At 31.9% G+C, this 23,496-nt stretch carries 17 protein-coding genes, 2 tRNA genes and 3 rRNA genes; 15 read left to right on the forward strand and 7 right to left on the reverse strand.

Features of this window, described 5'->3' with window-relative positions; translation table 11 throughout:
• Nucleotides 1-60: 60 nt before the first annotated feature.
• The 3 genes from rpsL (at nucleotide 61) to fusA (ending at nucleotide 3,070) form a co-directional block, all read left to right on the forward strand.
• On the forward strand, nucleotides 61-444 hold the full coding sequence (gene rpsL, locus EL235_RS02300) for a 30S ribosomal protein S12 (protein WP_012661187.1): 384 nt from the start codon (nucleotides 61-63) through the stop codon (nucleotides 442-444).
• A gap of 67 nt (nucleotides 445-511) precedes the next feature.
• Nucleotides 512-982, forward strand: a complete 471-nt coding sequence (rpsG, locus tag EL235_RS02305; protein WP_012661188.1) for a 30S ribosomal protein S7 — start codon at nucleotides 512-514, stop codon at nucleotides 980-982.
• A gap of 12 nt (nucleotides 983-994) precedes the next feature.
• Nucleotides 995-3,070 (forward strand): elongation factor G, encoded by a 2,076-nt coding sequence (fusA, locus tag EL235_RS02310; RefSeq protein ID WP_114640129.1) that lies wholly within the window; start codon nucleotides 995-997, stop codon nucleotides 3,068-3,070.
• A gap of 563 nt (nucleotides 3,071-3,633) precedes the next feature.
• On the opposite strand, the gene EL235_RS02315 is transcribed toward fusA, so the two are convergent.
• The 3 genes from EL235_RS02315 to putP all read right to left on the reverse strand — a co-directional run bounded on the left by EL235_RS02315 (nucleotide 3,634) and on the right by putP (nucleotide 7,543).
• On the reverse strand, nucleotides 3,634-5,004 hold the full coding sequence (locus EL235_RS02315) for a hemolysin family protein (protein ID WP_039625516.1): 1,371 nt from the start codon (nucleotides 5,002-5,004) through the stop codon (nucleotides 3,634-3,636).
• A gap of 88 nt (nucleotides 5,005-5,092) precedes the next feature.
• Nucleotides 5,093-6,064 carry a putative transporter gene (locus tag EL235_RS02320; RefSeq protein ID WP_039617759.1) on the reverse strand — a complete coding sequence of 324 codons (972 nt, stop codon included), beginning with the start codon at nucleotides 6,062-6,064 and terminating at the stop codon, nucleotides 5,093-5,095.
• Nucleotides 6,065-7,543, reverse strand: a complete 1,479-nt coding sequence (gene putP / locus EL235_RS02325) for a sodium/proline symporter PutP (RefSeq protein WP_126340724.1) — start codon at nucleotides 7,541-7,543, stop codon at nucleotides 6,065-6,067.
• 142 nt (nucleotides 7,544-7,685) lie between these two features.
• On the opposite strand from putP, the gene EL235_RS02330 reads away from it, so the two are divergent.
• The 7 genes from EL235_RS02330 to rrf all read left to right on the forward strand — a co-directional run bounded on the left by EL235_RS02330 (nucleotide 7,686) and on the right by rrf (nucleotide 15,643).
• Complete coding sequence (locus EL235_RS02330; RefSeq protein ID WP_126340725.1) at nucleotides 7,686-8,891, forward strand: saccharopine dehydrogenase family protein; 1,206 nt, start codon at nucleotides 7,686-7,688, stop codon at nucleotides 8,889-8,891.
• 35 nt (nucleotides 8,892-8,926) lie between these two features.
• Complete coding sequence (gene modB, locus EL235_RS02335) at nucleotides 8,927-9,604, forward strand: molybdate ABC transporter permease subunit (protein ID WP_126340726.1); 678 nt, start codon at nucleotides 8,927-8,929, stop codon at nucleotides 9,602-9,604.
• A 543-nt stretch (nucleotides 9,605-10,147) separates the two neighbouring features.
• Nucleotides 10,148-11,661 (forward strand): 16S ribosomal RNA (locus tag EL235_RS02340).
• Nucleotides 11,662-11,756: 95 nt separating this feature from the next.
• Nucleotides 11,757-11,832, forward strand: a tRNA-Ala gene (locus tag EL235_RS02345).
• Between the two features lie 8 nt (nucleotides 11,833-11,840).
• Nucleotides 11,841-11,917 (forward strand) — tRNA-Ile (locus EL235_RS02350).
• A gap of 453 nt (nucleotides 11,918-12,370) precedes the next feature.
• Nucleotides 12,371-15,278: ribosomal RNA gene (locus EL235_RS02355) — 23S ribosomal RNA — on the forward strand.
• Nucleotides 15,279-15,526: 248 nt separating this feature from the next.
• Nucleotides 15,527-15,643 (forward strand): 5S ribosomal RNA (gene rrf, locus EL235_RS02360).
• Together the 16S, 23S and 5S rRNA genes with 2 tRNA genes alongside form the textbook arrangement of a ribosomal RNA operon.
• A gap of 1,955 nt (nucleotides 15,644-17,598) precedes the next feature.
• On the opposite strand, the gene EL235_RS02375 is transcribed toward rrf, so the two are convergent.
• On the reverse strand, nucleotides 17,599-18,243 hold the full coding sequence (locus EL235_RS02375) for a S24 family peptidase (RefSeq protein WP_114640134.1): 645 nt from the start codon (nucleotides 18,241-18,243) through the stop codon (nucleotides 17,599-17,601).
• Nucleotides 18,244-18,387: 144 nt separating this feature from the next.
• On the opposite strand from EL235_RS02375, the gene EL235_RS02380 reads away from it, so the two are divergent.
• From EL235_RS02380 to EL235_RS02400, 5 genes are all read left to right on the forward strand, one after another.
• Nucleotides 18,388-18,588, forward strand: a complete 201-nt coding sequence (locus EL235_RS02380) for a hypothetical protein (RefSeq protein WP_114640135.1) — start codon at nucleotides 18,388-18,390, stop codon at nucleotides 18,586-18,588.
• Between the two features lie 75 nt (nucleotides 18,589-18,663).
• Nucleotides 18,664-19,539, forward strand: a complete 876-nt coding sequence (locus EL235_RS02385) for an asparaginase (protein WP_126340727.1) — start codon at nucleotides 18,664-18,666, stop codon at nucleotides 19,537-19,539.
• Between the two features lie 113 nt (nucleotides 19,540-19,652).
• Entirely contained in the window at nucleotides 19,653-20,921 is a 1,269-nt protein-coding gene (locus EL235_RS02390) for a citrate transporter (protein ID WP_126340728.1), read from the forward strand.
• Nucleotides 20,922-21,033: 112 nt separating this feature from the next.
• Entirely contained in the window at nucleotides 21,034-21,498 is a 465-nt protein-coding gene (locus EL235_RS02395) for a hypothetical protein (protein WP_114640136.1), read from the forward strand.
• A gap of 22 nt (nucleotides 21,499-21,520) precedes the next feature.
• Nucleotides 21,521-21,973 (forward strand): DUF411 domain-containing protein, encoded by a 453-nt coding sequence (locus EL235_RS02400; RefSeq protein ID WP_114640137.1) that lies wholly within the window; start codon nucleotides 21,521-21,523, stop codon nucleotides 21,971-21,973.
• A 10-nt stretch (nucleotides 21,974-21,983) separates the two neighbouring features.
• Here EL235_RS02400 and EL235_RS02405 read toward each other — a convergent pair whose 3' ends face one another.
• From EL235_RS02405 to exbB, 3 genes are read right to left on the reverse strand one after another with little or no spacing between them, the layout of a single operon-like run.
• On the reverse strand, nucleotides 21,984-22,637 hold the full coding sequence (locus EL235_RS02405) for an energy transducer TonB family protein (protein WP_114640138.1): 654 nt from the start codon (nucleotides 22,635-22,637) through the stop codon (nucleotides 21,984-21,986).
• A complete protein-coding gene (exbD, locus tag EL235_RS02410) occupies nucleotides 22,634-23,023 on the reverse strand; it encodes a TonB system transport protein ExbD (RefSeq protein ID WP_114640139.1) in 390 nt (129 codons plus the stop codon). The genes EL235_RS02405 and exbD overlap by 4 nt, the downstream gene beginning before the upstream one ends.
• Entirely contained in the window at nucleotides 23,016-23,447 is a 432-nt protein-coding gene (gene exbB / locus EL235_RS02415; RefSeq protein WP_114640140.1) for a TonB-system energizer ExbB, read from the reverse strand. The genes exbD and exbB overlap by 8 nt, the downstream gene beginning before the upstream one ends.
• Between the last annotated feature and the right edge of the window lie 49 nt (nucleotides 23,448-23,496).

Consider the following 23,496-nt stretch of genomic DNA (forward strand, 5'->3'; position numbering starts at 1 on the left):
TTATAAGTAAAATTTAGATATTATCCAAAGTTTATTATTTTATTAATGAAAGGAATTACTGTGCCAACCATAAATCAATTGGTTAGAAAAGAGCGCAAAAAAGTTTTAGAAAAATCTAAATCACCAGCGCTTAAAAATTGCCCGCAAAGAAGGGGAGTTTGTACTAGGGTTTATACAACAACTCCTAAAAAACCAAACTCAGCGTTAAGAAAAGTTGCCAAAGTAAGACTTACAAGTGGCTTTGAAGTTATTAGTTATATCGGTGGTGAAGGTCACAACCTACAAGAACACAGCATTGTTTTAGTGCGTGGTGGTAGGGTAAAAGACTTACCAGGTGTTAAGTATCACATTGTTCGTGGTGCCTTAGATACTGCAGGTGTTGCAAAAAGAACTGTTTCTCGTTCTAAATATGGTGCAAAACGCCCTAAAGCAGCAGCTAAGTAATAAGATTGCAGACAAATCCGTTAGATTTGATTTTGTTTGAGTAAAATTATAAATTTGAAGGAAAATTATGAGAAGAAGAAAAGCTCCGGTAAGAGAAGTCTTGCCAGATCCGATTTATGGAAACAAAGTAATCACAAAATTCATTAATTCTTTAATGTATGATGGTAAAAAAAGCACGGCTACGACTATTATGTATGGTGCTTTAGAAGCTATCGATAAAAAAGGCGGAGAAAAAAAAGGCATAGAAATTTTTAATGATGCTATTGAAAATATTAAGCCTTTATTAGAAGTTAAATCTCGTCGTGTTGGTGGTGCCACTTATCAAGTTCCAGTAGAAGTACGTCCAGCTAGGCAACAAGCTTTAGCTATAAGATGGATTATTTCTTTTGCTAGAAAAAGAAGTGAAAGAACTATGATTGAAAAATTAGCAGCTGAATTATTAGACGCAGCTAATAGCAAAGGTGCTTCATTCAAGAAGAAAGAAGATACTTATAAAATGGCAGAAGCTAATAAAGCATTTGCTCATTATCGCTGGTAAGAGGAGTAAAACATGTCAAGAAGTACTCCTTTAAAAAGAGTTAGAAATATAGGTATTGCAGCTCACATTGATGCTGGTAAAACAACTACTAGTGAGAGAATTCTTTTCTTTACAGGTATGAGTCATAAAATTGGTGAGGTGCATGATGGTGCAGCTACAATGGACTGGATGGAGCAAGAAAAAGAAAGAGGTATTACAATTACTTCTGCTGCTACAACTTGTTTTTGGAAAAATCACCAAATCAACCTTATAGACACTCCAGGTCACGTTGACTTTACGATTGAAGTTGAAAGATCAATGCGTGTTTTAGATGGTGCTGTTGCGGTATTTTGTTCAGTAGGTGGAGTTCAACCACAATCAGAAACTGTTTGGAGACAAGCTAATAAATACGGTGTTCCAAGAATTGTTTTTGTAAATAAAATGGATAGAATTGGTGCAAATTTCTTTAATGTAGAAGAGCAAATTAAAAATCGCTTAAAAGGCAATCCAGTTCCACTTCAAATTCCAATTGGCGCTGAAGATAATTTCAAAGGTGTGATTGATCTTATTACCATGAAAGCTTTGGTATGGGAAGATGAAAATAAGCCAACTGATTATGTAGAAAAAGAAATTCCAGTTGAGCTTAAAGAAAAAGCTGAAGAATACCGCACAAAAATGATAGAAGCGGTTTCTGAAACAAGTGACGAGTTGATGGAAAAGTATTTAGGTGGTGAAGAGCTTACTCAAGAAGAAATCAAAGCAGGTATTAAAGCAGGATGTTTAAGTCTTTCTATGGTTCCTATGCTTTGTGGTACAGCTTTTAAAAATAAAGGTGTTCAACCATTACTTGATGCCGTTGTTGCTTATTTACCAGCTCCTGATGAAGTTGCTAATATCAAAGGTGAGTACGAAGATGGTACTGAAGTGTCTGTAAAATCAACCGATGATGGTGAATTTGCAGGTCTTGCATTTAAAATTATGACCGACCCTTTTGTTGGGCAATTAACTTTCGTTCGTGTATATAGAGGAAGTTTAGAAAGCGGATCTTATGCGTACAACTCAACAAAAGATAAAAAAGAAAGAATTGGTCGTCTTTTGAAAATGCACTCTAATAAAAGAGAAGAGATTAAAACTTTATATGCAGGAGAAATTGGAGCGGTTGTTGGTCTTAAAGACACACTAACTGGCGATACTTTAGCAAGTGAAAAAGATAAGGTTATTTTAGAGAGAATGGACTTTCCAGATCCTGTTATTTCAGTTGCTGTTGAGCCTAAAACAAAAGCAGATCAAGAAAAAATGTCTATTGCTTTAAATAAATTAGCTCAAGAAGATCCAAGCTTTAGAGTTTCTACAGATGAAGAAAGCGGTCAAACTATCATCTCAGGTATGGGTGAACTTCACTTAGAAATTATCGTTGATAGAATGCTTCGTGAATTTAAAGTTGAAGCTGAAGTTGGTCAACCTCAAGTTGCTTACCGTGAAACTATTAGAAAAACAGTTGAGCAAGAGTATAAATACGCTAAACAATCAGGTGGTCGTGGTCAGTATGGTCATGTATTCTTAAGACTTGAGCCACTTGAGCCAGGTAGTGGATATGAATTTGTAAATGATATCAAAGGTGGGGTAATTCCAAAAGAATATATTCCAGCAGTTGATAAAGGTGTTCAAGAAGCATTACAAAACGGTGTTTTAGCGGGATATCCTGTTGAAGATGTTAAAGTAACTGTTTATGACGGAAGTTACCACGAAGTGGATTCTTCTGAAATGGCATTTAAACTTGCAGCTTCTATGGGCTTTAAAGAAGGTGCTAGAAAAGCAGGTGCGGTAATCTTAGAACCTATGATGAAAGTTGAAGTTGAAACTCCAGAAGAATACATGGGTGATGTTATTGGAGATTTAAATAAACGTCGTGGTCAAGTAAATTCAATGGATGAAAGAGGTGGTAATAAAATTATTACAGCATTTTGTCCTTTGGCTGAGATGTTTGGTTATTCAACTGATCTTAGAAGTCAAACTCAAGGTCGTGCTACTTACTCTATGGAATTTGATCACTATGATGAAGTTCCAAAAAATGTTTCTGAAGAAATTATCAAAAAAAGAAACGGTTAATCTATCAAGATGAGCTTATTGCTCATCTTGAATTATTTATATCCTTTTGAATTAATTAAATTAATTACTCATTCATTAATTTCATATGCTTTCCAAAATCTTTAATATATTTTCTATTTTTCAGTATAAGTTGATATAAATGAAAATGTTGTGTATTCTTAATGACTTGGATTATTTCTTTATTGTTTTCATTTTTATAGGCATTTAATACTCGCTCAAAGAGTTGATTAATCTCTTTATTTCTATACCCTTTTTTTAATTTTAAGTCTTTTCATGTAAAAATTGACGTGTATTTTTTCATTTTTAATAAGCATAATTTATATGTTTTGTTATTGTACTTAATTTTTTAAAATTCTCAGCAATTTTGCCAATATAAATAAAAAATATTTTGTTTTTCATAACAAGTGTATACGAACTTATTGCGTTTTAATTACCTAAATTCTCACATAACTTATGATAAATTGACTAATTTCACCATGTAATTGTATAATATTTTCCTTGTATTAGAATAAATGGATAAGACTTGAGAGAGAGATATATATGAGAGTAAAAAGAAGAGTTTATCACTCTTCTTCATCAGTATTTTTGCGTACAACTTTAATACGTTCTATACTATTGCCATCCATCTTTTTGACTTCATAGTAGCAGAATTCATCTTCTATTCTATCTCCAACTACTGGTAAGCGTCCTAAAAGATTGAAAACATATCCACCTATAGTGACTTGTTCTAGCTCTTCATTAAAGCGTATATCAAGCATTTCTTCCACTTCACTAATTTCATATCTTCCTTGAAATTCATAGATATTTTCTGCAAGTTTTTTAAAATGTGGACTAGAATCATCATGTTCATCGTTAATATCTCCAACGATTTCCTCCATAATATCTTCCATGGTTAAAAGACCGGCTGTACCACCATATTCATCTACTACTAATGCTGTATGAACTTGTTCTTTATTCATCATGAAAAGTACTTTAGATATACTAATATTTTCTGGAACTAAGATCATTTTGATTAAAAAATCATCTAAATTTTTCTTATCTTTGCTAAGTTCATTTTGCATGATGTCTCTAATGTGTACCATACCTAAAATAACATCTTTAGAACCATCTATATATGGAAAGCGTGTATGTTTGTATTGACAAACTATTTGCATATTTTCTTCATAGCTTTTTTGTTTGTTAAGACATATCATATCTTTTCTAGGGGTCATGATTTCTTTTGCTACTGTATCTGAAAAATCAACAGCATTGCGTATGATTTCAGTTTCAAACTCATCCAGTATTCCACCTTTTTGACTTTCACTTGCAATAAATTTAATCTCTTCTTCAGAGTGGCTTAATTCATGTTCTTTAGCGGGCTTAATGCCTATAACTTTTAAAGAAATTGCAGCTAAAAAATCAAATGTTTTGATAAAAGGTAAGAAAAGTAGCCAAAACAAATGCAAAGGTCTTGCAATCCATAAAACAGCTTTATCTGCAATAGCTATGGCAACACTTTTTGGAACTAATTCACCTAATACAACATGCAATAATGTAATAATAGCAAAAGCAATAACAAATGCTATGGTATGAATTAATGCTGGAGCTAAGCCTAAATTTGCCAAAGGCACTTCAAGAATTTTAGCGATAGCAGGTTCACCTATCCAACCAAGAGCAAGAGAGCTTAGCGTAATACCAAGTTGGCAGGCACTTAAATAAGTATCTAGCTTTGAGGTTACTTCTAAAGCTTTTTTTGCATTGCGTTTTTTTTCTTTTACCATTTCCTCAAGTTTTGATCTACGTACTTTAACAATAGCAAATTCAGATAAAACAAAAAATCCATTTAAAAGCACTAAAGCTAACGCAACAAGAATCATAAAAGTAGAATAGCCTACATCAATTGAGGCAACAGCGGGTAATGTTTGATTTAAGTCTAAAGATTGACTGGGGTCCAAAAAAACTCCTTTAATAAATTTTTTGCAAAATTATATCAAATCAAAACTATAAAATTAGCTTAAAATAAATGACATATTTTAAATTAATTTAATGTTTTCTATATTCAATATTTTTTTCAAATTCATCTAAGCGCTTATAAATGCTACGCAATTGTGTGATGGTTGTCCAATTGGTGATGAAAATACTAAATGAAGATCTAACTTGATCAAAAGCATTGCCAACTTGTATGATAATTCCAAGTTGTATAAGTCCTAAAAACAAGCTTGGAGCCATGATTAAAAAAGGCACTATAACCATGATTTGCTCAAATAGATAAAGCCATATATTAAAATATCCATAATGCAAAAATAATCTTTTATAATTGATTTTAAGTCCGGTAAATAAACTTAAAATACTTTCATCACTTGCATAATTTTTTCTATCATCTTCAGCAAAAACAAGTTCTTTTCTAAAAGCAGCTTCGGCTTTTTGATTATTATATTCAAGACCAGGTAATTTAATACCAACAAACCATGATATAACAAGACCTCCCAAAGAAACTAAAAATGCAATCCATACTAAAGAGCCATTAATGTCTTTTAAAATAGGTAAATTAACGTGTGCGCTTAACATCCATAAAATTGGCACAAAAGCAATTAAAGTCATAATTGCCTTAACAAAAGCCAATCCTAAGCTTTCTATGATTTTTGAAAAATTATAAATATCTTCTTGAATTCTTTGTGAACTACCTTCTATATTGTCATCTTTTTTTTGCCAAAATTTAATATAATCAAAAGTCATAGCCTCACGCCATTTAAAGGCATAAATACTTCCAAAATATTGTGTGATAGTAGCGATTAATACATAAGGCAATGCTAAATATAAAAATTGCTTAATAAAATGATAAAAGTCATCTATGCTGTGATTTTTTGCATCTTGTAAAACATCATAAAATTCTTTATACCATTCATTTATTGCAACATTAATGGAAGTTTGAGCGAGTAAAGAAGCTAGCAAAAAAAATAAACCCAAATAAGCCCACAATGCCCATTTTTTTGAATAAAAAAAAGATTTAAACATTTAAATTTCTTTTAGCATTTTTTCATAGTGTTTTATTGTATGTTTTTTTGCTTTAAAAATTATGCTAAAAATCACAATAAAACAACTCGCAACTAAAAATCCAGGGATGATTTCATAAATTGCTATAAAATTTGAGCCAAAATGTTTATAAAATATAACAGTTAAAGCTCCGCTAACCATTCCAGCTATCGCACCTTCTTTACTCATATTTTTATAAAATAAAGAAAATAAAATAACACTTCCAAAACTAGCGCCAAAACCAGCCCAAGCGTAAGAAACTATACTTAAAATTTGACTTTGAGTATCAAGTGAAAGTATAAAAGCTACACAAGCAACAGCCAAAACACCTAGACGTGATAATAAAGTAATGTTTTTATCATTTGTTTTTCTTTTTAAGATTTGTGTATAAAAATCTTGCACCAAGCTAGAAGCGCATACTAGTAGTTGAGAACTCGCAGTACTCATTATAGCTGCTAAAATTGCACTGAGTAAAATTCCTGCCACCCAAGGATTAAAAAGCACTTGAGACATTACAATAAATATTCTTTCAGGGTCATTTAAAGTAAGATTAAATTTGGCTATATAAGCAATACCTAAAAATCCTATCATAGCAGCACCAAATAAAGAAATTACCATCCAAGTTATACCTATAAAAGTTGCAGTAGGAATTTCTTTTACATTTTTTATAGAAATAAAGCGGATTAAAATGTGAGGTTGGCCAAAATAACCAAGTCCCCATGCTAGAGTTGATACCACGACTAGCCAACCACCACCGTCTAAGCCAAAGGCTTGAGGTTTTGCATCATTTATAGTAGAAAAGGCTTCACCAAAGCCACCAAGTTCAAAAATCATCACAAAAGGAATGATGATTAATGAGCTCATCATTAAAAGTCCTTGTATCATATCAGTCCAGCATACGGCTTTATAACCGCCTAAAAAAGTATATAAAACAATAACTAAAAATCCAATACTTAAAGCAAAAATATAAGGTAAATTAAATACACTTTCAAAAAGCTTAGCACCACTTACTAATCCAGCACTAATGTAAATAGTAAAAAATACTAAAATAACTATTGCACAAATGCTTCTTAAAATATGCTTATCATCATGAAAACGGCTTTCAAAAAAATCAGGAATTGTAATACATTCCTTAGCTATTTGAGAAAAAATCTTTAATCTTTTAGCAACAAAGGTCCAGTTTAAAAACATACCAAAACTTAAGCCTATGGCTATATAAATTTGCCCTAATCCAGCTGCATATAAAGCACCAGGAAAAGCCATTAAAAGCCAACTACTCATATCAGAAGCACCTGCACTTAAGGCAGATATTACAGGTCCCATGGAAGCATTACCAACAAAATAATCTTTACTGTTTTGATTTTTTTTGTAAAAATAAAAACCTATAAAAAGCATTAAAAATGCATAGGTAATAAAAGTAATAACAATAGGATAAGAAAGTTCTACACTTTGTAAATTCATAAGTGTCCTTAAAAATTTAAAAAACTATCATTTTACTTGTTTTATTTTAAAAAAACATTATAAAAATTATTTTTTGTTTTTTTATTTCAATGCTTTATAAAGTTTTTTTGTTACAATTTTCTAAAAAATTTAAGGAAAAATAATGAAAAATCTTTTGATTATAGGTGCAGGTGGTGTAAGTCGCGTTGCAACTGTAAAATGCGCAATGAATAGTGATGTTTTTAGTAAAATAACTCTAGCAAGTAGAACTAAAAGTAAATGTGATGAAATAGCAACTTTTATAAAAGAGCGTTTAGGTGTGGAAATTCAAACTGAGCAAATAGACGCAGATGACACTGCTGCTGTTGTAGAACTTATCAAAAAAACAGGAGCTGAAATTTTATTAAATGTGGCTTTACCTTATCAAGATCTTACTTTAATGGATGCGTGCATTCAAACTAATATCCACTATGTAGATACTGCAAACTATGAACATCCTGATTTAGCTAAATTTGAATATAAAGAACAATGGGCAAGAAATGATAAGTTTAAACAAGCAGAAATTTTAGGACTTTTAGGCAGTGGATTTGATCCAGGTGTTACTAATGTATTTTGCGCTTATGCACAGCAAAATTTGTTTGATGAAATTCATTATATAGATATATTAGATTGTAATGCTGGAGATCATGGCTATGCCTTTGCAACTAATTTTAACCCTGAGATTAACTTAAGAGAGGTTTCTGCTAAAGGTCGTTACTGGGAAAATGGCAAATGGATAGAAACTGAACCTATGGAAATAAAAATGGAGTGGGATTATCCTGAAGTAGGGGTAAAAGATAGCTATTTACTTTATCATGAAGAGCTTGAAAGTTTAGTAAAAAACATCAAAGGTTTAAAAAGAATAAGATTTTTTATGACTTTTGGACAAAGCTATTTAACTCATATGAAATGTCTTGAAAATGTTGGTATGTTAGGTATTAAGCCTGTTATGCATCAAGGTAAAGAAATAATACCAATAGAATTTTTAAAAACCTTGCTTCCTGATCCTGCTAGTTTAGGCCCTCGCACCAAAGGTTATACTAATATAGGTTGTGTGATTCGTGGTGTAAAAGATGGAAAAGATAGACAAGTTTATATTTACAATGTTTGCAATCACGAAGAATGCTTTAAAGAAACTGGAGCACAAGCTGTGAGTTATACTACCGGAGTTCCTGCAATGATAGGAACAAAGCTAATCGCTAAAGGAATTTGGCAAGGAAAAGGTGTGTTTAACATGGAAGAATTTGACGCTAAACCTTTTATGGATGAGTTAAATACTCAAGGACTTCCTTGGAAAATTATAGAAATGGAGCCAAATTTAGGAAAATAATCTCAAGTCTTTTTTGACTTGAGAAAGTTTTAATAATGATGCAATTATTATTAAGTATAGATTGGACACCTTTTTTGGTTTCCATAAAGCTTTCTATTATTACTTGTATAATTTTGTTTTGTTTTTGCGTACCTCTTGCTTGGGTTTTTACTTTTAAGCAATTTAGAGCAAAAAAAATTCTAGAAACTATAATAACCTTACCTTTAGTTTTACCACCATCTGTTGTTGGTTTTTACTTATTGATTTTATTTTCAAAATACTCTTTTTTTGGGAATTTTTTAGAAAAATACTTTAATATCACCTTAGCTTTTACCTTTGAAGGTTTGGTGATAGCAAGTTGTATTTATTCTTTACCTTTTATGTTTAATCCTTTATATAATGCAATGTCTATGATTTCTAAAAATATTATAGAAGCTAGTTTTTCTTTGGGAAAAAATTCTTTCATCACACTTTTTAGGGTAATCTTACCTAGTATTAAACCAGCTATACTCAGTGCTTTGGTAATAAGTTTTGCACATACTATGGGTGAGTTTGGTATAGTATTAATGATAGGTGGTTCTTTAAGCGGAGAAACAAAAGTAGCTAGTATTGCTATATATGAAAGTATGGAAAATTTAGATTTTGCCACAGCCCATATTTATAGTCTTATACTTTTAATTTTTAGTTTTATTGTTTTATTAAGTGTGAATCTTCTTAATAAACAAAAAAGATAATCTATTCGTTATCTTTATACATTTTGATATAAATTTATCTAATCATATTTTAGCTTTAATTGTTAGTTTTCTCTTTTGTTTTCTTGTTTATTAGCTATATTTAAGATATTGTTTTCATTATATTTGACATAAATTTTCTACATTTTATAATAACTCATATCTTATTATTTTTTTCTAAAAATTTACCGCATGTTATAAACCAATATCCACAGCGCTTCCACCATATTTACCTATCACATACCATAACACACTCTATTCTCCTCCTTTTTTAATAATTCCCCACATGTCTAATCTATTTAATAAAACTTTAAGCTTTTATTGATATAATTTCATTTCCTTTTAAAATAAAAGGGTTTTAAAAAGCTAAGATTTTTTGTCTTAATTTTTTAGTGTTTGTTCTTTAAATTATTAATATTGTTAATCAAATCTTATAGTCAATCTTTGAAATCTAAATAAGTGATCGATTGAGCCAGAAAGATTTATTTTTAAATCTTAACAATCAACTTTTTCTTTGAAGAAAAAGATTAAACTTATCCAATTATTTTTATGGAGAGTTTGATCCTGGCTCAGAGTGAACGCTGGCGGCGTGCCTAATACATGCAAGTCGAACGATGAAGCTTTTAGCTTGCTAGAAGTGGATTAGTGGCGCACGGGTGAGTAAGGTATAGTTAATCTGCCCTACACAAGAGGACAACAGTTGGAAACGACTGCTAATACTCTATACTCCTGCTTAACACAAGTTGAGTAGGGAAAGTTTTTTCGGTGTAGGATGAGACTATATAGTATCAGCTAGTTGGTGAGGTAATGGCTCACCAAGGCTATGACGCTTAACTGGTCTGAGAGGATGATCAGTCACACTGGAACTGAGACACGGTCCAGACTCCTACGGGAGGCAGCAGTAGGGAATATTGCGCAATGGGGGAAACCCTGACGCAGCAACGCCGCGTGGAGGATGACACTTTTCGGAGCGTAAACTCCTTTTCTTAGGGAAGAATTCTGACGGTACCTAAGGAATAAGCACCGGCTAACTCCGTGCCAGCAGCCGCGGTAATACGGAGGGTGCAAGCGTTACTCGGAATCACTGGGCGTAAAGGGCGCGTAGGCGGATTATCAAGTCTCTTGTGAAATCCAACGGCTTAACCGTTGAACTGCTTGGGAAACTGGTAGTCTAGAGTGAGGGAGAGGCAGATGGAATTGGTGGTGTAGGGGTAAAATCCGTAGATATCACCAAGAATACCCATTGCGAAGGCGATCTGCTGGAACTTAACTGACGCTAAGGCGCGAAAGCGTGGGGAGCAAACAGGATTAGATACCCTGGTAGTCCACGCCCTAAACGATGTACACTAGTTGTTGGGGTGCTAGTCATCTCAGTAATGCAGCTAACGCATTAAGTGTACCGCCTGGGGAGTACGGTCGCAAGATTAAAACTCAAAGGAATAGACGGGGACCCGCACAAGCGGTGGAGCATGTGGTTTAATTCGAAGATACGCGAAGAACCTTACCTGGGCTTGATATCCTAAGAACCTTATAGAGATATGAGGGTGCTAGCTTGCTAGAACTTAGAGACAGGTGCTGCACGGCTGTCGTCAGCTCGTGTCGTGAGATGTTGGGTTAAGTCCCGCAACGAGCGCAACCCACGTATTTAGTTGCTAACAGTTAGGCTGAGCACTCTAAATAGACTGCCTTCGTAAGGAGGAGGAAGGTGTGGACGACGTCAAGTCATCATGGCCCTTATGCCCAGGGCGACACACGTGCTACAATGGCATATACAATGAGACGCAATACCGCGAGGTGGAGCAAATCTATAAAATATGTCCCAGTTCGGATTGTTCTCTGCAACTCGAGAGCATGAAGCCGGAATCGCTAGTAATCGTAGATCAGCCATGCTACGGTGAATACGTTCCCGGGTCTTGTACTCACCGCCCGTCACACCATGGGAGTTGATTTCACTCGAAGCCGGAATACTAAACTAGTTACCGTCCACAGTGGAATCAGCGACTGGGGTGAAGTCGTAACAAGGTAACCGTAGGAGAACCTGCGGTTGGATCACCTCCTTTCTAGAGTACAAACTGATAAGTCTCACAACTATCAGTTCATATATAGGCTCAATCATCCTTGTTTAGATTTCAAAGATTGATGAAAAGCTAATTTTGGGGAATTAGCTCAGCTGGGAGAGCGCCTGCTTTGCACGCAGGAGGTCAGCGGTTCGATCCCGCTATTCTCCACCATTTATTAAGGGCCTATAGCTCAGCTGGTTAGAGTGCACCCCTGATAAGGGTGAGGTCACAAGTTCAAGTCTTGTTAGGCCCACCATAAAAAAGATTTGTTTATCAATCATAAATTAAAGTTTTAAAACTTAAAGCAAGTATATAGTTAATAATATAGCAATAAGCAGAGTAAAATACTTTATTATTTATATTTTTAAATTATTTAAACTCTTTATATATACTTCCTTTAGGTTTTAAGACCTAAGCTAAATAAATAATAGAATATTTATATATTAGATTAGTTATTTAATGTTATTTGAATTATCATTGTTAAGAGTCACAAGCAAGTTTTAATAAAAACAATTTTACAGGACTTGTTAAAGGATAAAACCTAACTATCTTTTCTTTAGCTTTAGTTAAAGACAAGTTTTAAACTCACAGCTTAGTTAGACTAATTTGTTTAGTTTTATTAAGTGTTTAAAAGCTTTCCGTCTTAAGATAGTAAAGTCTTATCATAAAAACTTTAACAAGGAAGTGATGCGTTTTAGAATGAATTAAAAGGTAAGCTATTAAGAGCGAATGGTGGATGCCTTGGCTGGTAAAGGCGATGAAGGACGTACTAGACTGCGATAAGCTACGGGGAGCTGTCAAGAAGCTTTGATCCGTAGATTTCCGAATGGGGCAACCCAGTATATAGAGATATATACTACCATAATGGAGCGAACGTAGGGAATTGAAACATCTTAGTACCTACAGGAAAAGAAATCAATAGAGATTGCGTTAGTAGCGGCGAGCGAAAGCGCAAGAGGGCAAACCCAGTGCTTGCACTGGGGGTTGTAGGACTGCAATGTGCAATAGGTAAGGTTAGTAGAACACTCTGGAAAGTGTAGCCATAGAGGGTGATAGTCCCGTATACGAAAACCAAACCTTAGCTAGCAGTATCCTGAGTAGGGCGGGACACGAGGAATCCTGTCTGAAGCTGGGTCGACCACGATCCAACCCTAAATACTACTACCAGACCGATAGTGCACAAGTACCGTGAGGGAAAGGTGAAAAGAACTGAGGTGATCAGAGTGAAATAGAACCTGAAACCATTTGCTTACAATCATTCAGAGCACTATGTAGCAATACAGTGTGATGGACTGCCTTTTGCATAATGAGCCTGCGAGTTGTGGTGTCTGGCAAGGTTAAGCACACGCGAAGCCGTAGCGAAAGCGAGTCTGAATAGGGCGCTTAAGTCAGATGCTGCAGACCCGAAACGAAGTGATCTATCCATGAGCAAGTTGAAGCTAGTGTAAGAACTAGTGGAGGACTGAACCGATAGGCGTTGAAAAGCCCCCGGATGACTTGTGGATAGGGGTGAAAGGCCAATCAAACTTCGTGATAGCTGGTTCTCTCCGAAATATATTTAGGTATAGCGTTGTGTCGTAGTATAAGGGGGTAGAGCACTGAATGGGCTAGGGCATACACCAATGTACCAAACCCTATCAAACTCCGAATACCTTATATGTAATCACAGCAGTCAGGCGGCGAGTGATAAAATCCGTCGTCAAGAGGGAAACAACCCAGACTACCAGCTAAGGTCCCTAAATCTTACTTAAGTGGAAAACGATGTGAAGTTACTTAAACAACCAGGAGGTTGGCTTAGAAGCAGCCATCCTTTAAAGAAAGCGTAATAGCTCACTGGTCTAGTGATTTTGCGCGGAAAATATAACGGGGCTAAAGTAAGTACCGAAGCTGTAGACTTGATTTTATCAAGTGGTAGGAGAGCGTTCTATTTGCGCCGAAGGTATACCGGTAAGGAGTGCTGGAGCGAATAGAAGTGAGCATGCAGGCATGAGTAGCGATAATTAATGTGAGAATCATTAACGCCGTAAACCCAAGGTTTCCTACGCGATGCTCGTCATCGTAGGGTTAGTCGGGTCCTAAGTCGAGTCCGAAAGGGGTAGACGATGGCAAATTGGTTAATATTCCAATACCAACATTAGTGTGCGATGGAAGGACGCTTAGGGCTAAGCAAGCTAGCGGATGGAAGTGCTAGTCTAAGGTCGTAGGAGGTTATATAGGCAAATCCGTATAACAATACTCCGAGAACTGAAAGGCTCTTCAAAGTCTTCGGACAGCGAGGAGAATTGCTGATGCCGTCGAGCCAAGAAAAGTTTCTAAGTTTAGCTAATGTTGCCCGTACCGTAAACCGACACAGGTGGGTGGGATGAGTATTCTAAGGCGCGTGGAAGAACTCTCTTTAAGGAACTCTGCAAAATAGCACCGTATCTTCGGTATAAGGTGTGGTTCGCTTCGTATTAGGATTTACTCCGAAAGCGAAGAAACTTACAACAAAGAGTCCCTCCCGACTGTTTACCAAAAACACAGCACTCTGCTAACTCGTAAGAGGATGTATAGGGTGTGACGCCTGCCCGGTGCTCGAAGGTTAATTGATGGGGTTAGCATTAGCGAAGCTCTTGATCGAAGCCCGAGTAAACGGCGGCCGTAACTATAACGGTCCTAAGGTAGCGAAATTCCTTGTCGGTTAAATACCGACCTGCATGAATGGCGTAACGAGATGGGAGCTGTCTCAAAGAGGGATCCAGTGAAATTGTAGTGGAGGTGAAAATTCCTCCTACCCGCGGCAAGACGGAAAGACCCCGTGGACCTTTACTACAGCTTGACACTGCTATTTGGATAAGAATGTGCAGGATAGGTGGGAGGCTTTGAGTATATGACGCCAGTTGTATATGAGCCGTTGTTGAGATACCACTCTTTCTTATTTGGGTAGCTAACCAGCTTGAGTTATCCTCAAGTGGGACAATGTCTGGTGGGTAGTTTGACTGGGGCGGTCGCCTCCCAAATAATAACGGAGGCTTACAAAGGTTGGCTCAGAACGGTTGGAAATCGTTCGTAGAGTATAAAGGTATAAGCCAGCTTAACTGCAAGACATACAAGTCAAGCAGAGACGAAAGTCGGTCTTAGTGATCCGGTGGTTCTGTGTGGAAGGGCCATCGCTCAAAGGATAAAAGGTACCCCGGGGATAACAGGCTGATCTCCCCCAAGAGCTCACATCGACGGGGAGGTTTGGCACCTCGATGTCGGCTCATCGCATCCTGGGGCTGGAGCAGGTCCCAAGGGTATGGCTGTTCGCCATTTAAAGCGGTACGCGAGCTGGGTTCAGAACGTCGTGAGACAGTTCGGTCCCTATCTGCCGTGGGCGTAAGAAGATTGAAGAGATTTGACCCTAGTACGAGAGGACCGGGTTGAACAAACCACTGGTGTAGCTGTTGTTCTGCCAAGAGCATCGCAGCGTAGCTAAGTTTGGAACGGATAAACGCTGAAAGCATCTAAGCGTGAAGCCAACTCTAAGATGAATCTTCTCTAAGCTCTCTAGAAGACTACTAGTTTGATAGGCTGGGTGTGTAATGGATGAAAGTCCTTTAGCTGACCAGTACTAATAGAGCGTTTGGCTTATCTTATTTAAGCATCACTTCCTTGTTAAGGTTTTTAATAAAGCTTTAAATGTTTTTATATGAAAACTACATTTAGCTTATAAAATCTTACAAGTAAAGTTTATATTGGAACTTGCTCTTAACATTGTTTTTTAAGTATTTTTTATAAAAGCTTATCAAAAATGAAAGATAAGTAAAAGAAGAAAAAAAGCAAAAAATATAAAGGTAAAGTTTTATTTTAAACTAAATCTTCCGAAGAATATTTAAATAACAATGTCCGTGATTATACAGATGTGGAGACGCCTTGCTCCATCCCGAACCAAGAAGCTAAGCACATCGTGGGTGATGATACTACGCCTTACTGGCAGGGGGAAAGTAGCTCATTGCGGACTTGTTAATTCTTTTATTATTCTTACTTATTACTTAGTTAAATCCTTAATTGATTTATTATTTGTTTTTTCTTTAGAGATAGTTTTTATTTCTTTTATTTCTTTTATTTCTTTTATTTCTTTTATTTCTTTTATTTCTTTTATTTCTTTTATTTCTTTTATTTCTTTTATTTCTTTTATTTCTTTTATTTCTTTTATTTCTTTTATTTCTTTTATTTCTTTTATTTCTTTTATTTCTTTTATTTCTTTTATTTCTTTTATTTCTTTTATTTCTTTTATTTCTTTTATTTCTTTTATTTCTTTTATTTCTTTTATTTCTTTTATTTCTTTTATTTCTTTTATTTCTTTTATTTCTTTTATTTCTTTTATTTCTTTTATTTCTTTTATTTCTTTTATTTCTTTTATTTCTTTTATTTCTTTTATTTCTTTTATTTCTTTTATTTCTTTTATTTCTTTTATTTCTTTTATTTCTTTTATTTCTTTTATTTCTTTTATTTCTTTTATTTCTTTTATTTCTTTTATTTCTTTTATTTCTTTTATTTCTTTTATTTCTTTTATTTCTTTTATTTCTTTTATTTCTTTTATTTCTTTTATTTCTTTTATTTCTTTTATTTCTTTTATTTCTTTTATTTCTTTTATTTCTTTTATTTCTTTTATTTCTTTTATTTCTTTTATTTCTTTTATTTCTTTTATTTCTTTTATTTCTTTTATTTCTTTTATTTCTTTTATTTCTTTTATTTCTTTTATTTCTTTTATTTCTTTTATTTCTTTTATTTCTTTTATTTCTTTTATTTCTTTTATTTCTTTTATTTCTTTTATTTCTTTTATGGTGCGATCATGAATTATTTAGTGGTTTAGTTTTTACTGCTTGTGGTGGATTAGCTTGGTTAGCTTGTGAAAATTTCTAATTAGTTTGTGTTGATTAGGTAGGATGTTTATTGTTATTTTTTATTATTTTATAAAATTTAGTTATTTAGTTGGATTATTTTATTTAGGTGTTTGTTTGTGACATTATTTTATATTTTTATCATTTTAGATTGTGTTTTATGTTTTTAGTTGAGCTGGTCCTTTAATTTTTATTTTATTATCTTGATTGGTGTTTTTTATCATTCTTTTTTTAGTTGTGCTTTGTTTAATCTTTAATAATAATTAATTACATAGCTTGTTTTAGTTTTAGTATAATAGGTGTTTTACCTTGTATTTTAATTTTTTCACTTACTTTAGAGCTTGCGAATAAAGTATTATAATTGTCAAGTTTATTCAAACTAGTAATTTTATAATTATAACTTAGTTTTAAAAAATTAAATTAAAACTTTAAACTCCTTTTTTTAACAAGACTACAATTATCATTATGGCAATAGATGTGAAGCAATTAAGTGTATTACTTAGGTAAAATAGGTTGTATTGTGGGTGCAACTCCCACTGAATATCGTATTTTTTAATTCATTTTATTAATTTTATTCACTTTCTCAAATGTAATAACTATATTATTTTTTCTAAATTTCTTTAGTTTGTGATTTTTTATTTTTGTTGTATCAATTTTTGTTTCACATAATTTTTTTGCATATAAAAAATGGTAAAATTAAAAACTAATCCGACTTGAGAGTGTGAAGAATTAAAAATGAAAACACCTTTAAAAAATGCTACTAATACAAGTAATAATGAAATGGATTAAACTATTTATATGGTATCTACGCTTGCAAATAAACAAGAAAATGACATAGAAGATCTAAATTTTAAAAATTTATAGGCTTTGCAGAACGCCCTTAAAGTTTTTTACAAGAAGCAAGAGTTATAGTTTGAATTTTTGTTATTTTGTTTTTAAAAGAGTAAAATAAATTCTAAAACTTACAATTAAACACCAAGTCAGTAAAAGTATAAAAATTGGAATTGATTTTTAAAGTGCAATGGCTGATTCTAGGAAGATTACAAATTTTGGTGTGGAATAAAATTTTTATTTATAATTTTTTATAATCAATTTTATATGCTCCAATAATTCTTCCTATGATTTTTAATTCTTTAGATTTTTTAATATCGATAATAGGATATTCTTTGTTATCACTAATTAAACACAAAGGTCTTTTTTTTAATCTTTTAATTAAAATTTCTTTTTGATATTCAACAATATATATACCACCTTCTATACTTGAATCATCTTTTTGAAATATAACCATTTCTCCTTCTTTTATTGTGGGTTCCATACTATTTCCTATCATAGCGATAATACCTATTTTTAAAAATTCTTGCAAATTAAACATGCTGTTTAATTCATTTTTATTAAAAGGTATGTTTTGCTTGATGATATTATTATTGTTGGTAAAATCTGACGAGAGATAATAGTTTTTATAAAATGGAATCAATATTGTATCTTTATTGTTTGTTTTCTCAGTTTGTTGTAAATTTTTATCAACTAATTTTATATAGTTATTTTGTTTATATTTTAGTTGATTAAACTTTAATATAGCATGTGAAGATATCCTTTTTCGTTGTCTCCATCCTATTGCTGTAGATTTCTTAAGACCCAATTTCTCAGCTACCATTTCTAAACTAGTAACATTAAAATAAAGTTTCATTTCTTCTACCAATGATTTAAAATTTTCCATTTATCACTTTCTATATATAGTTATTTTATTTATAAATTATTGACATATAAATAAAATAACTATATAATGTATAAAAATTATTTCTAAATTGTATCTTAAAAAAAATCAATTTGAAATAAAAATTACAAATTGAAAGGATATGGGTTGTTAAAAAAATATTTTGAAGATAATAATATTAATCTTAAAAAGTTTGCTCAAAAATATGATTTGGACTACATGAGTCTTTTTAGAGTTGTTAATGGTTATTATTCTGAAAAATATATAGCTAAAGCAAATACTAAAGCTGTTTATCAAAAACTTTTAGAGCTCAATATTATTAATGAACTTCCTGATATTTTGAAATAAATAATGAGAATAAGTTAATTTTAAGTCAATTATATAATTGATTTACATTTAGCTTACTTTAAAAAGGAGGAGTTGATGAAAATTAGTGTTTTAGGTATAGGCGGTACTATTTGTATGTTGAAAGATGAATCAGGAGGTGTTAGTCCTAAATTAAACGCAAAGGCATTGGTAGACAGTATTGGTTTAACAGAAAATATAAATATAGAAGCAAAAAGTATATTGGCAGTACCAAGTCCATCTTTAAAATTTGAAGATATTTTTGAAATCATAAAAGTAGCAAAGAATGAAATTAGAAATAATTCTAATGGTATAGTTGTTACTCAGGGTACTGATACATTAGAAGAAAGCGCATTTTTATTAAGCTTACTGTGGGATGAAGAAGTGCCTATGATTGTAACTGGAGCTATGAAAAATCCTAGTGAACTTGGGAGTGATGGGTCTAGTAATTTATATCAGTCAATTCTTGTTGCAAGCGATAAATCATCTCAAAAAAGAGGTGTTTTAGTTGTTTTTAACCATATAATATATCAACCAAGATTTTTGCATAAAAGTAATTCTTTTTCTCTTGATACTTTTGTGTCTATAAATGGTGGAAATATTGGATATATATATGAGAAACAAGTAAGATATATCAGCCCTATTTATAAAAATAAAATTTACAACATTCCAGATAAAATAGATAAAAAAGTTGCAATTATACCTGCTTGTTTATCTGGAGATGATTATTTTTTAGATAAATTATCTGTTTTTGATGGTTTGATAATAAATGGATTTGGGGCAGGTCATGTTTCTTTTGATTTTATTGAAAAAATAAAGCCATTAAGCTTAAATATACCTTGTGTTGTTACATCTAGAACAGGAAGTGGGCCAACTGCTTATAATACATATTCATATAAAGGTAGTGAAATAGACTTGCAAAATAATGGTCTTATTATGGGAAATTTTTTTTGATAGTTTAAAAGCTAGAATACTATTAACCGTATTACTATCAAATGGCTTTAGTAAAGATGATATTTTTAAAGAATTTAATTCTTATTATATGTATTTTTAAGCAAGGAAAAAATATGAGCTATTTAGTTGTATCACAATTTTTTATGTGTTTTACGCTTCTTCTTATGGTAATTGGAAAAACTCCGTTGTATCTAACAGCAATTATTGGTACTACTATAAGTATTCTGATTGCTATGCTTGATTCAAATAATATTCTAATAAACACGCTTTTGCTTTCAGGGTTAAATCCTGTTATTTTAGATATGACAGGTATTTTGATGTTTATAGGGATAATGCAATCAAGTGGATTTATGGATGATATCATAAAAATTATTATCAAATTCGGTAGAAGAATTGGCGGTGGAGAGGGGATTGCTTCTGCTAGTGCTATATGTGCTGGAGTTATAGGAATGTTGACAGGTTTTACTCAGCCATCTGTAACTGCGGTAATTACTGCTAAACCTTCGATATTGTTGGATATGAATCCAAATCATTCAGCGGCTATACATGGGCATGCTGGTCATCTTGGTAACTTTGGTGGTTTTACTCATCCTACTCAAGTTGCAATTATTGGAGCTACTAATATTGGTTTTGGATTTATAAACATTTTTGCTATATTTATAGTTGTTTGTTTAATTTTATGCTTTGCTATAAGATCTAAAATATATAGAAAGAAGCATTTTGTTGTGATTGATAAAGAAAAGATGATGCATATTATAAAAGAAATGGAAAATCAAAAAAATCAATATAGTTCCTATGTTATCTTTTTGCCTTTTATTGTTTTATTTGGTGGTTTTATTTTTGGTTATCCTATTTTTTTATTAGGAGTATTTTCTAGCATCTTAACAATTGCACTTAGTGGGGTTAATATTTTTAATGCAGAAAAAAGTATGATAGATGGTGTTGGTAAAATAGCTATTCCTTTGGTTGCAACTATAACATTTTTATTTATGAGTGCTGTAATTAAAGAAATAGGACTAGCTAAAACTATTGCAAATATTTTTGAACCAATTTTAAATGTAGCTCCCGTTCAAGCAATGTTTATAGTTGCTGTTTTTGCTGGATTTGTCACACAAAGTTATGGAGCTAGCTCAGCTATCTTACTTCCATTTTTACAAGCTACTATGGAGGTTTGTACTTATAATTTTGCTTTAGCTTTTGTTGCGGCTGGTGGAGCTTCTATAGCACAATATTTTTTAACAGGTGGACCTATAGCTGCTTTATCAACAGTTATACCGCTTGTTGAAGGATCAAATTTAAAGGATTTAAATAAATTTCAAAGACCTTCGCAACTTTTTGCTTTATTTTTGATTTTTATTATCTCTTTTTTTATTCAGTTTTAGTTTCAACATAAGCTGTAAATCTATAAAATAATTAATTTTTGTAGATTTACAGCAAAATATATTGGAATATTTTTTGCTTATTTTGGTTTGTAAATTTACTTAGGGGTATAAAATGTTTCATATAGAGGAAAATCGATTCTTTAATCACTCATATGATGTTTTTAGTTCAAAGCAAAAAAATGAAAAACAAACTGTGCAATCCCATCAAGAGCAAGCATTTTCACTTGAATTAAATTCAAGTATCCAAGAAAAAAATAGCTTGTATGATAGACCTTTAAAGGAATTGTTTCAAGAAGCAAAAGAAGCTTCAGAGAATGCTTTGAAAGAATACAGAGAGGAAATGTATTATAATAAAGAGACTGGTAAATATGAGAAAAAATTTACAGAAAGTAATGAAAAATATAAAGAAAAGATAAAAGAGAAAATAGAAGAACAAATTAAAGAGAATATACAAAATAGTTTGCAAAATAAAATTTCTCATATTAATATTCAATTAAGTCCTAAGCAGTTAATAGCACAAGCGCAATTTGAAGAAAAACAAAAAGCAACTCTTAAAACATCAGATGTTTTTATGTAATTATTTAAGATAAAGGAAAATTATGAAAAAAATTATTAGTATTTTGGCGTTATCAAGTATAGCTTTAATGAGTGAAGATAAGTTGTTGAATATTTATGAAAGTCCTACTTGTGGATGTTGTGATTTTTGGGCAGATTATATGAAAGATAAAGGCTATAAAGTGCAAATACACAAAAGTGAGGATTTTTTAAAAATAAAAGAAAAAATGAATATTCAGCCTATGTATCAAAGTTGTCATACTGGCGTAATTGGTGGTTATGCTATAGAAGGACATGTGCCTGAAGATGCAGTTGCTTGGCTTTTGAAAAATAAACCTGAAGATGTTATAGGTATTTCTGCTCCTGGTATGCCTCAGGGAAGTCCTGGAATGGAGCAAGGTTATGAAGAAGAATATCCTGTGGTGTTAATGCTTAAAAATGGAGATTATAAAATTTATGGAATCTATAAAGGACATAATTTAATCAAGACAAACTAAGCAATTTTGCTTAGTTTATTTTATATATTAATGGTATTCTTATATGAAAAGTTTTTTCATATTGTGGAAAATTCTTAGACGCTATACGTATAGTTTCTAAGGCGCTATCGTTTAATAATTTATATTTTGATGGTTTTAATATTTTTAAGTTTAATAGATTTTTATCTTTAGTCCATGTGAATTCTACTAAGATTTCGCCACTCATTCGCATTTTTTTGGCTTGTCTAGGATAGATTAAAGCTTCATCTATAGCTTGTTTGACTTCTTTTAAAAATTCATTGTTATTAGCTAAAGATATGCTTTCTTGAGAAGTTATTGGAGTATTTTTTTCTTGGGTTAAAGTTTTTTGAGATTTTATTTTTTCATTTAATTGATTTATTGCCTTGGTATTGGTTAAAGTATTTGTTTTTTTAGGTTGTATAACAGCTTTTTCTTTTGTTTGTTCTAGCTTTTTTATTTTTTCTTGTTTAGGCTGTTCGGTTTTTACTTTAGGCGAATCTTGTAAAAATTGTTTTATAGCTATATTAAATTTTTCTTCTTTTGAAGTGCTATGTTGTATATGTAAAAAATTCTTAGTATAAATAAAAACAAAAAATAAAGGCAAAAAGAGAAATATAGTGATAAAAAAGGATTGATTTTTATGATTGTTTATGAATGTTTTCATCTTTTTTGCTCTGTTAAAATTTGAAAATTTTCATGATTTTTATTTTTTAAAATATCAATAATTTTTATAAAACTTTCAAATTTTGCTTCTTTATCGCTTTTTAACTCTACTAATGTTTTAGAGTCTATAGTGTCAAATTTTACTTTTATTTCTTCTAAGGAAGCTGTTTTTCCATCGATATAAAATTCATTTTCTTTATTGATTAAAATACTCACTTTGTCTTTATTTTCATTTATGGAATTTGAATTTTCACTTTGAGGTAGATTAATTTTGATTTTACCATGCGCGATAAAAGTGGATATGCTTAAAACAATAGCTAGTAAAACAAGCATTATGTCTATAAAAGGAATGATATTTAAGCCTTCATTTTTTGGTAGTTTAAGCATTTTTATCCTTAAAAATACGATATGCATTACTCAAGATTGATATTTTTCTAAGTAGCCCATTATAAGCCATTAAAGAAGGGATGGCAACTAAAATTCCTAATGCTGTAGCTTTTAAAGCTAGCGATAAACCAATGACAATAGATTTAGCATCGATATTCCCACTTGCGCCCATGTCATAAAATGTAATCATAATTCCCACTACGGTTCCTAAAAGTCCTACATAAGGAGCATTAGTGTAAATGATATAAAGCATGGTGAGGTTTTCACTAATTGCATCATCAAATTTTTCTTGACACTGATAATCATTTAGCTTAATTTTTCTAAAAAACAAGATACGCTCAATAGTACACCATATAGCAATAAATGCCATTATCCCTAAAACTACAAATATAATTAAGTCAATGTAAGTTTTTAAAAATTCCATCATACCCTCATTTTAAAAATTTTTGTGATTATATTGCTAAAAGTTAAAT

The sequence above is a fragment of the Campylobacter lari genome (assembly GCF_900638335.1).
Classification (GTDB): Bacteria; Campylobacterota; Campylobacteria; order Campylobacterales; family Campylobacteraceae; genus Campylobacter_D; species Campylobacter_D lari_E.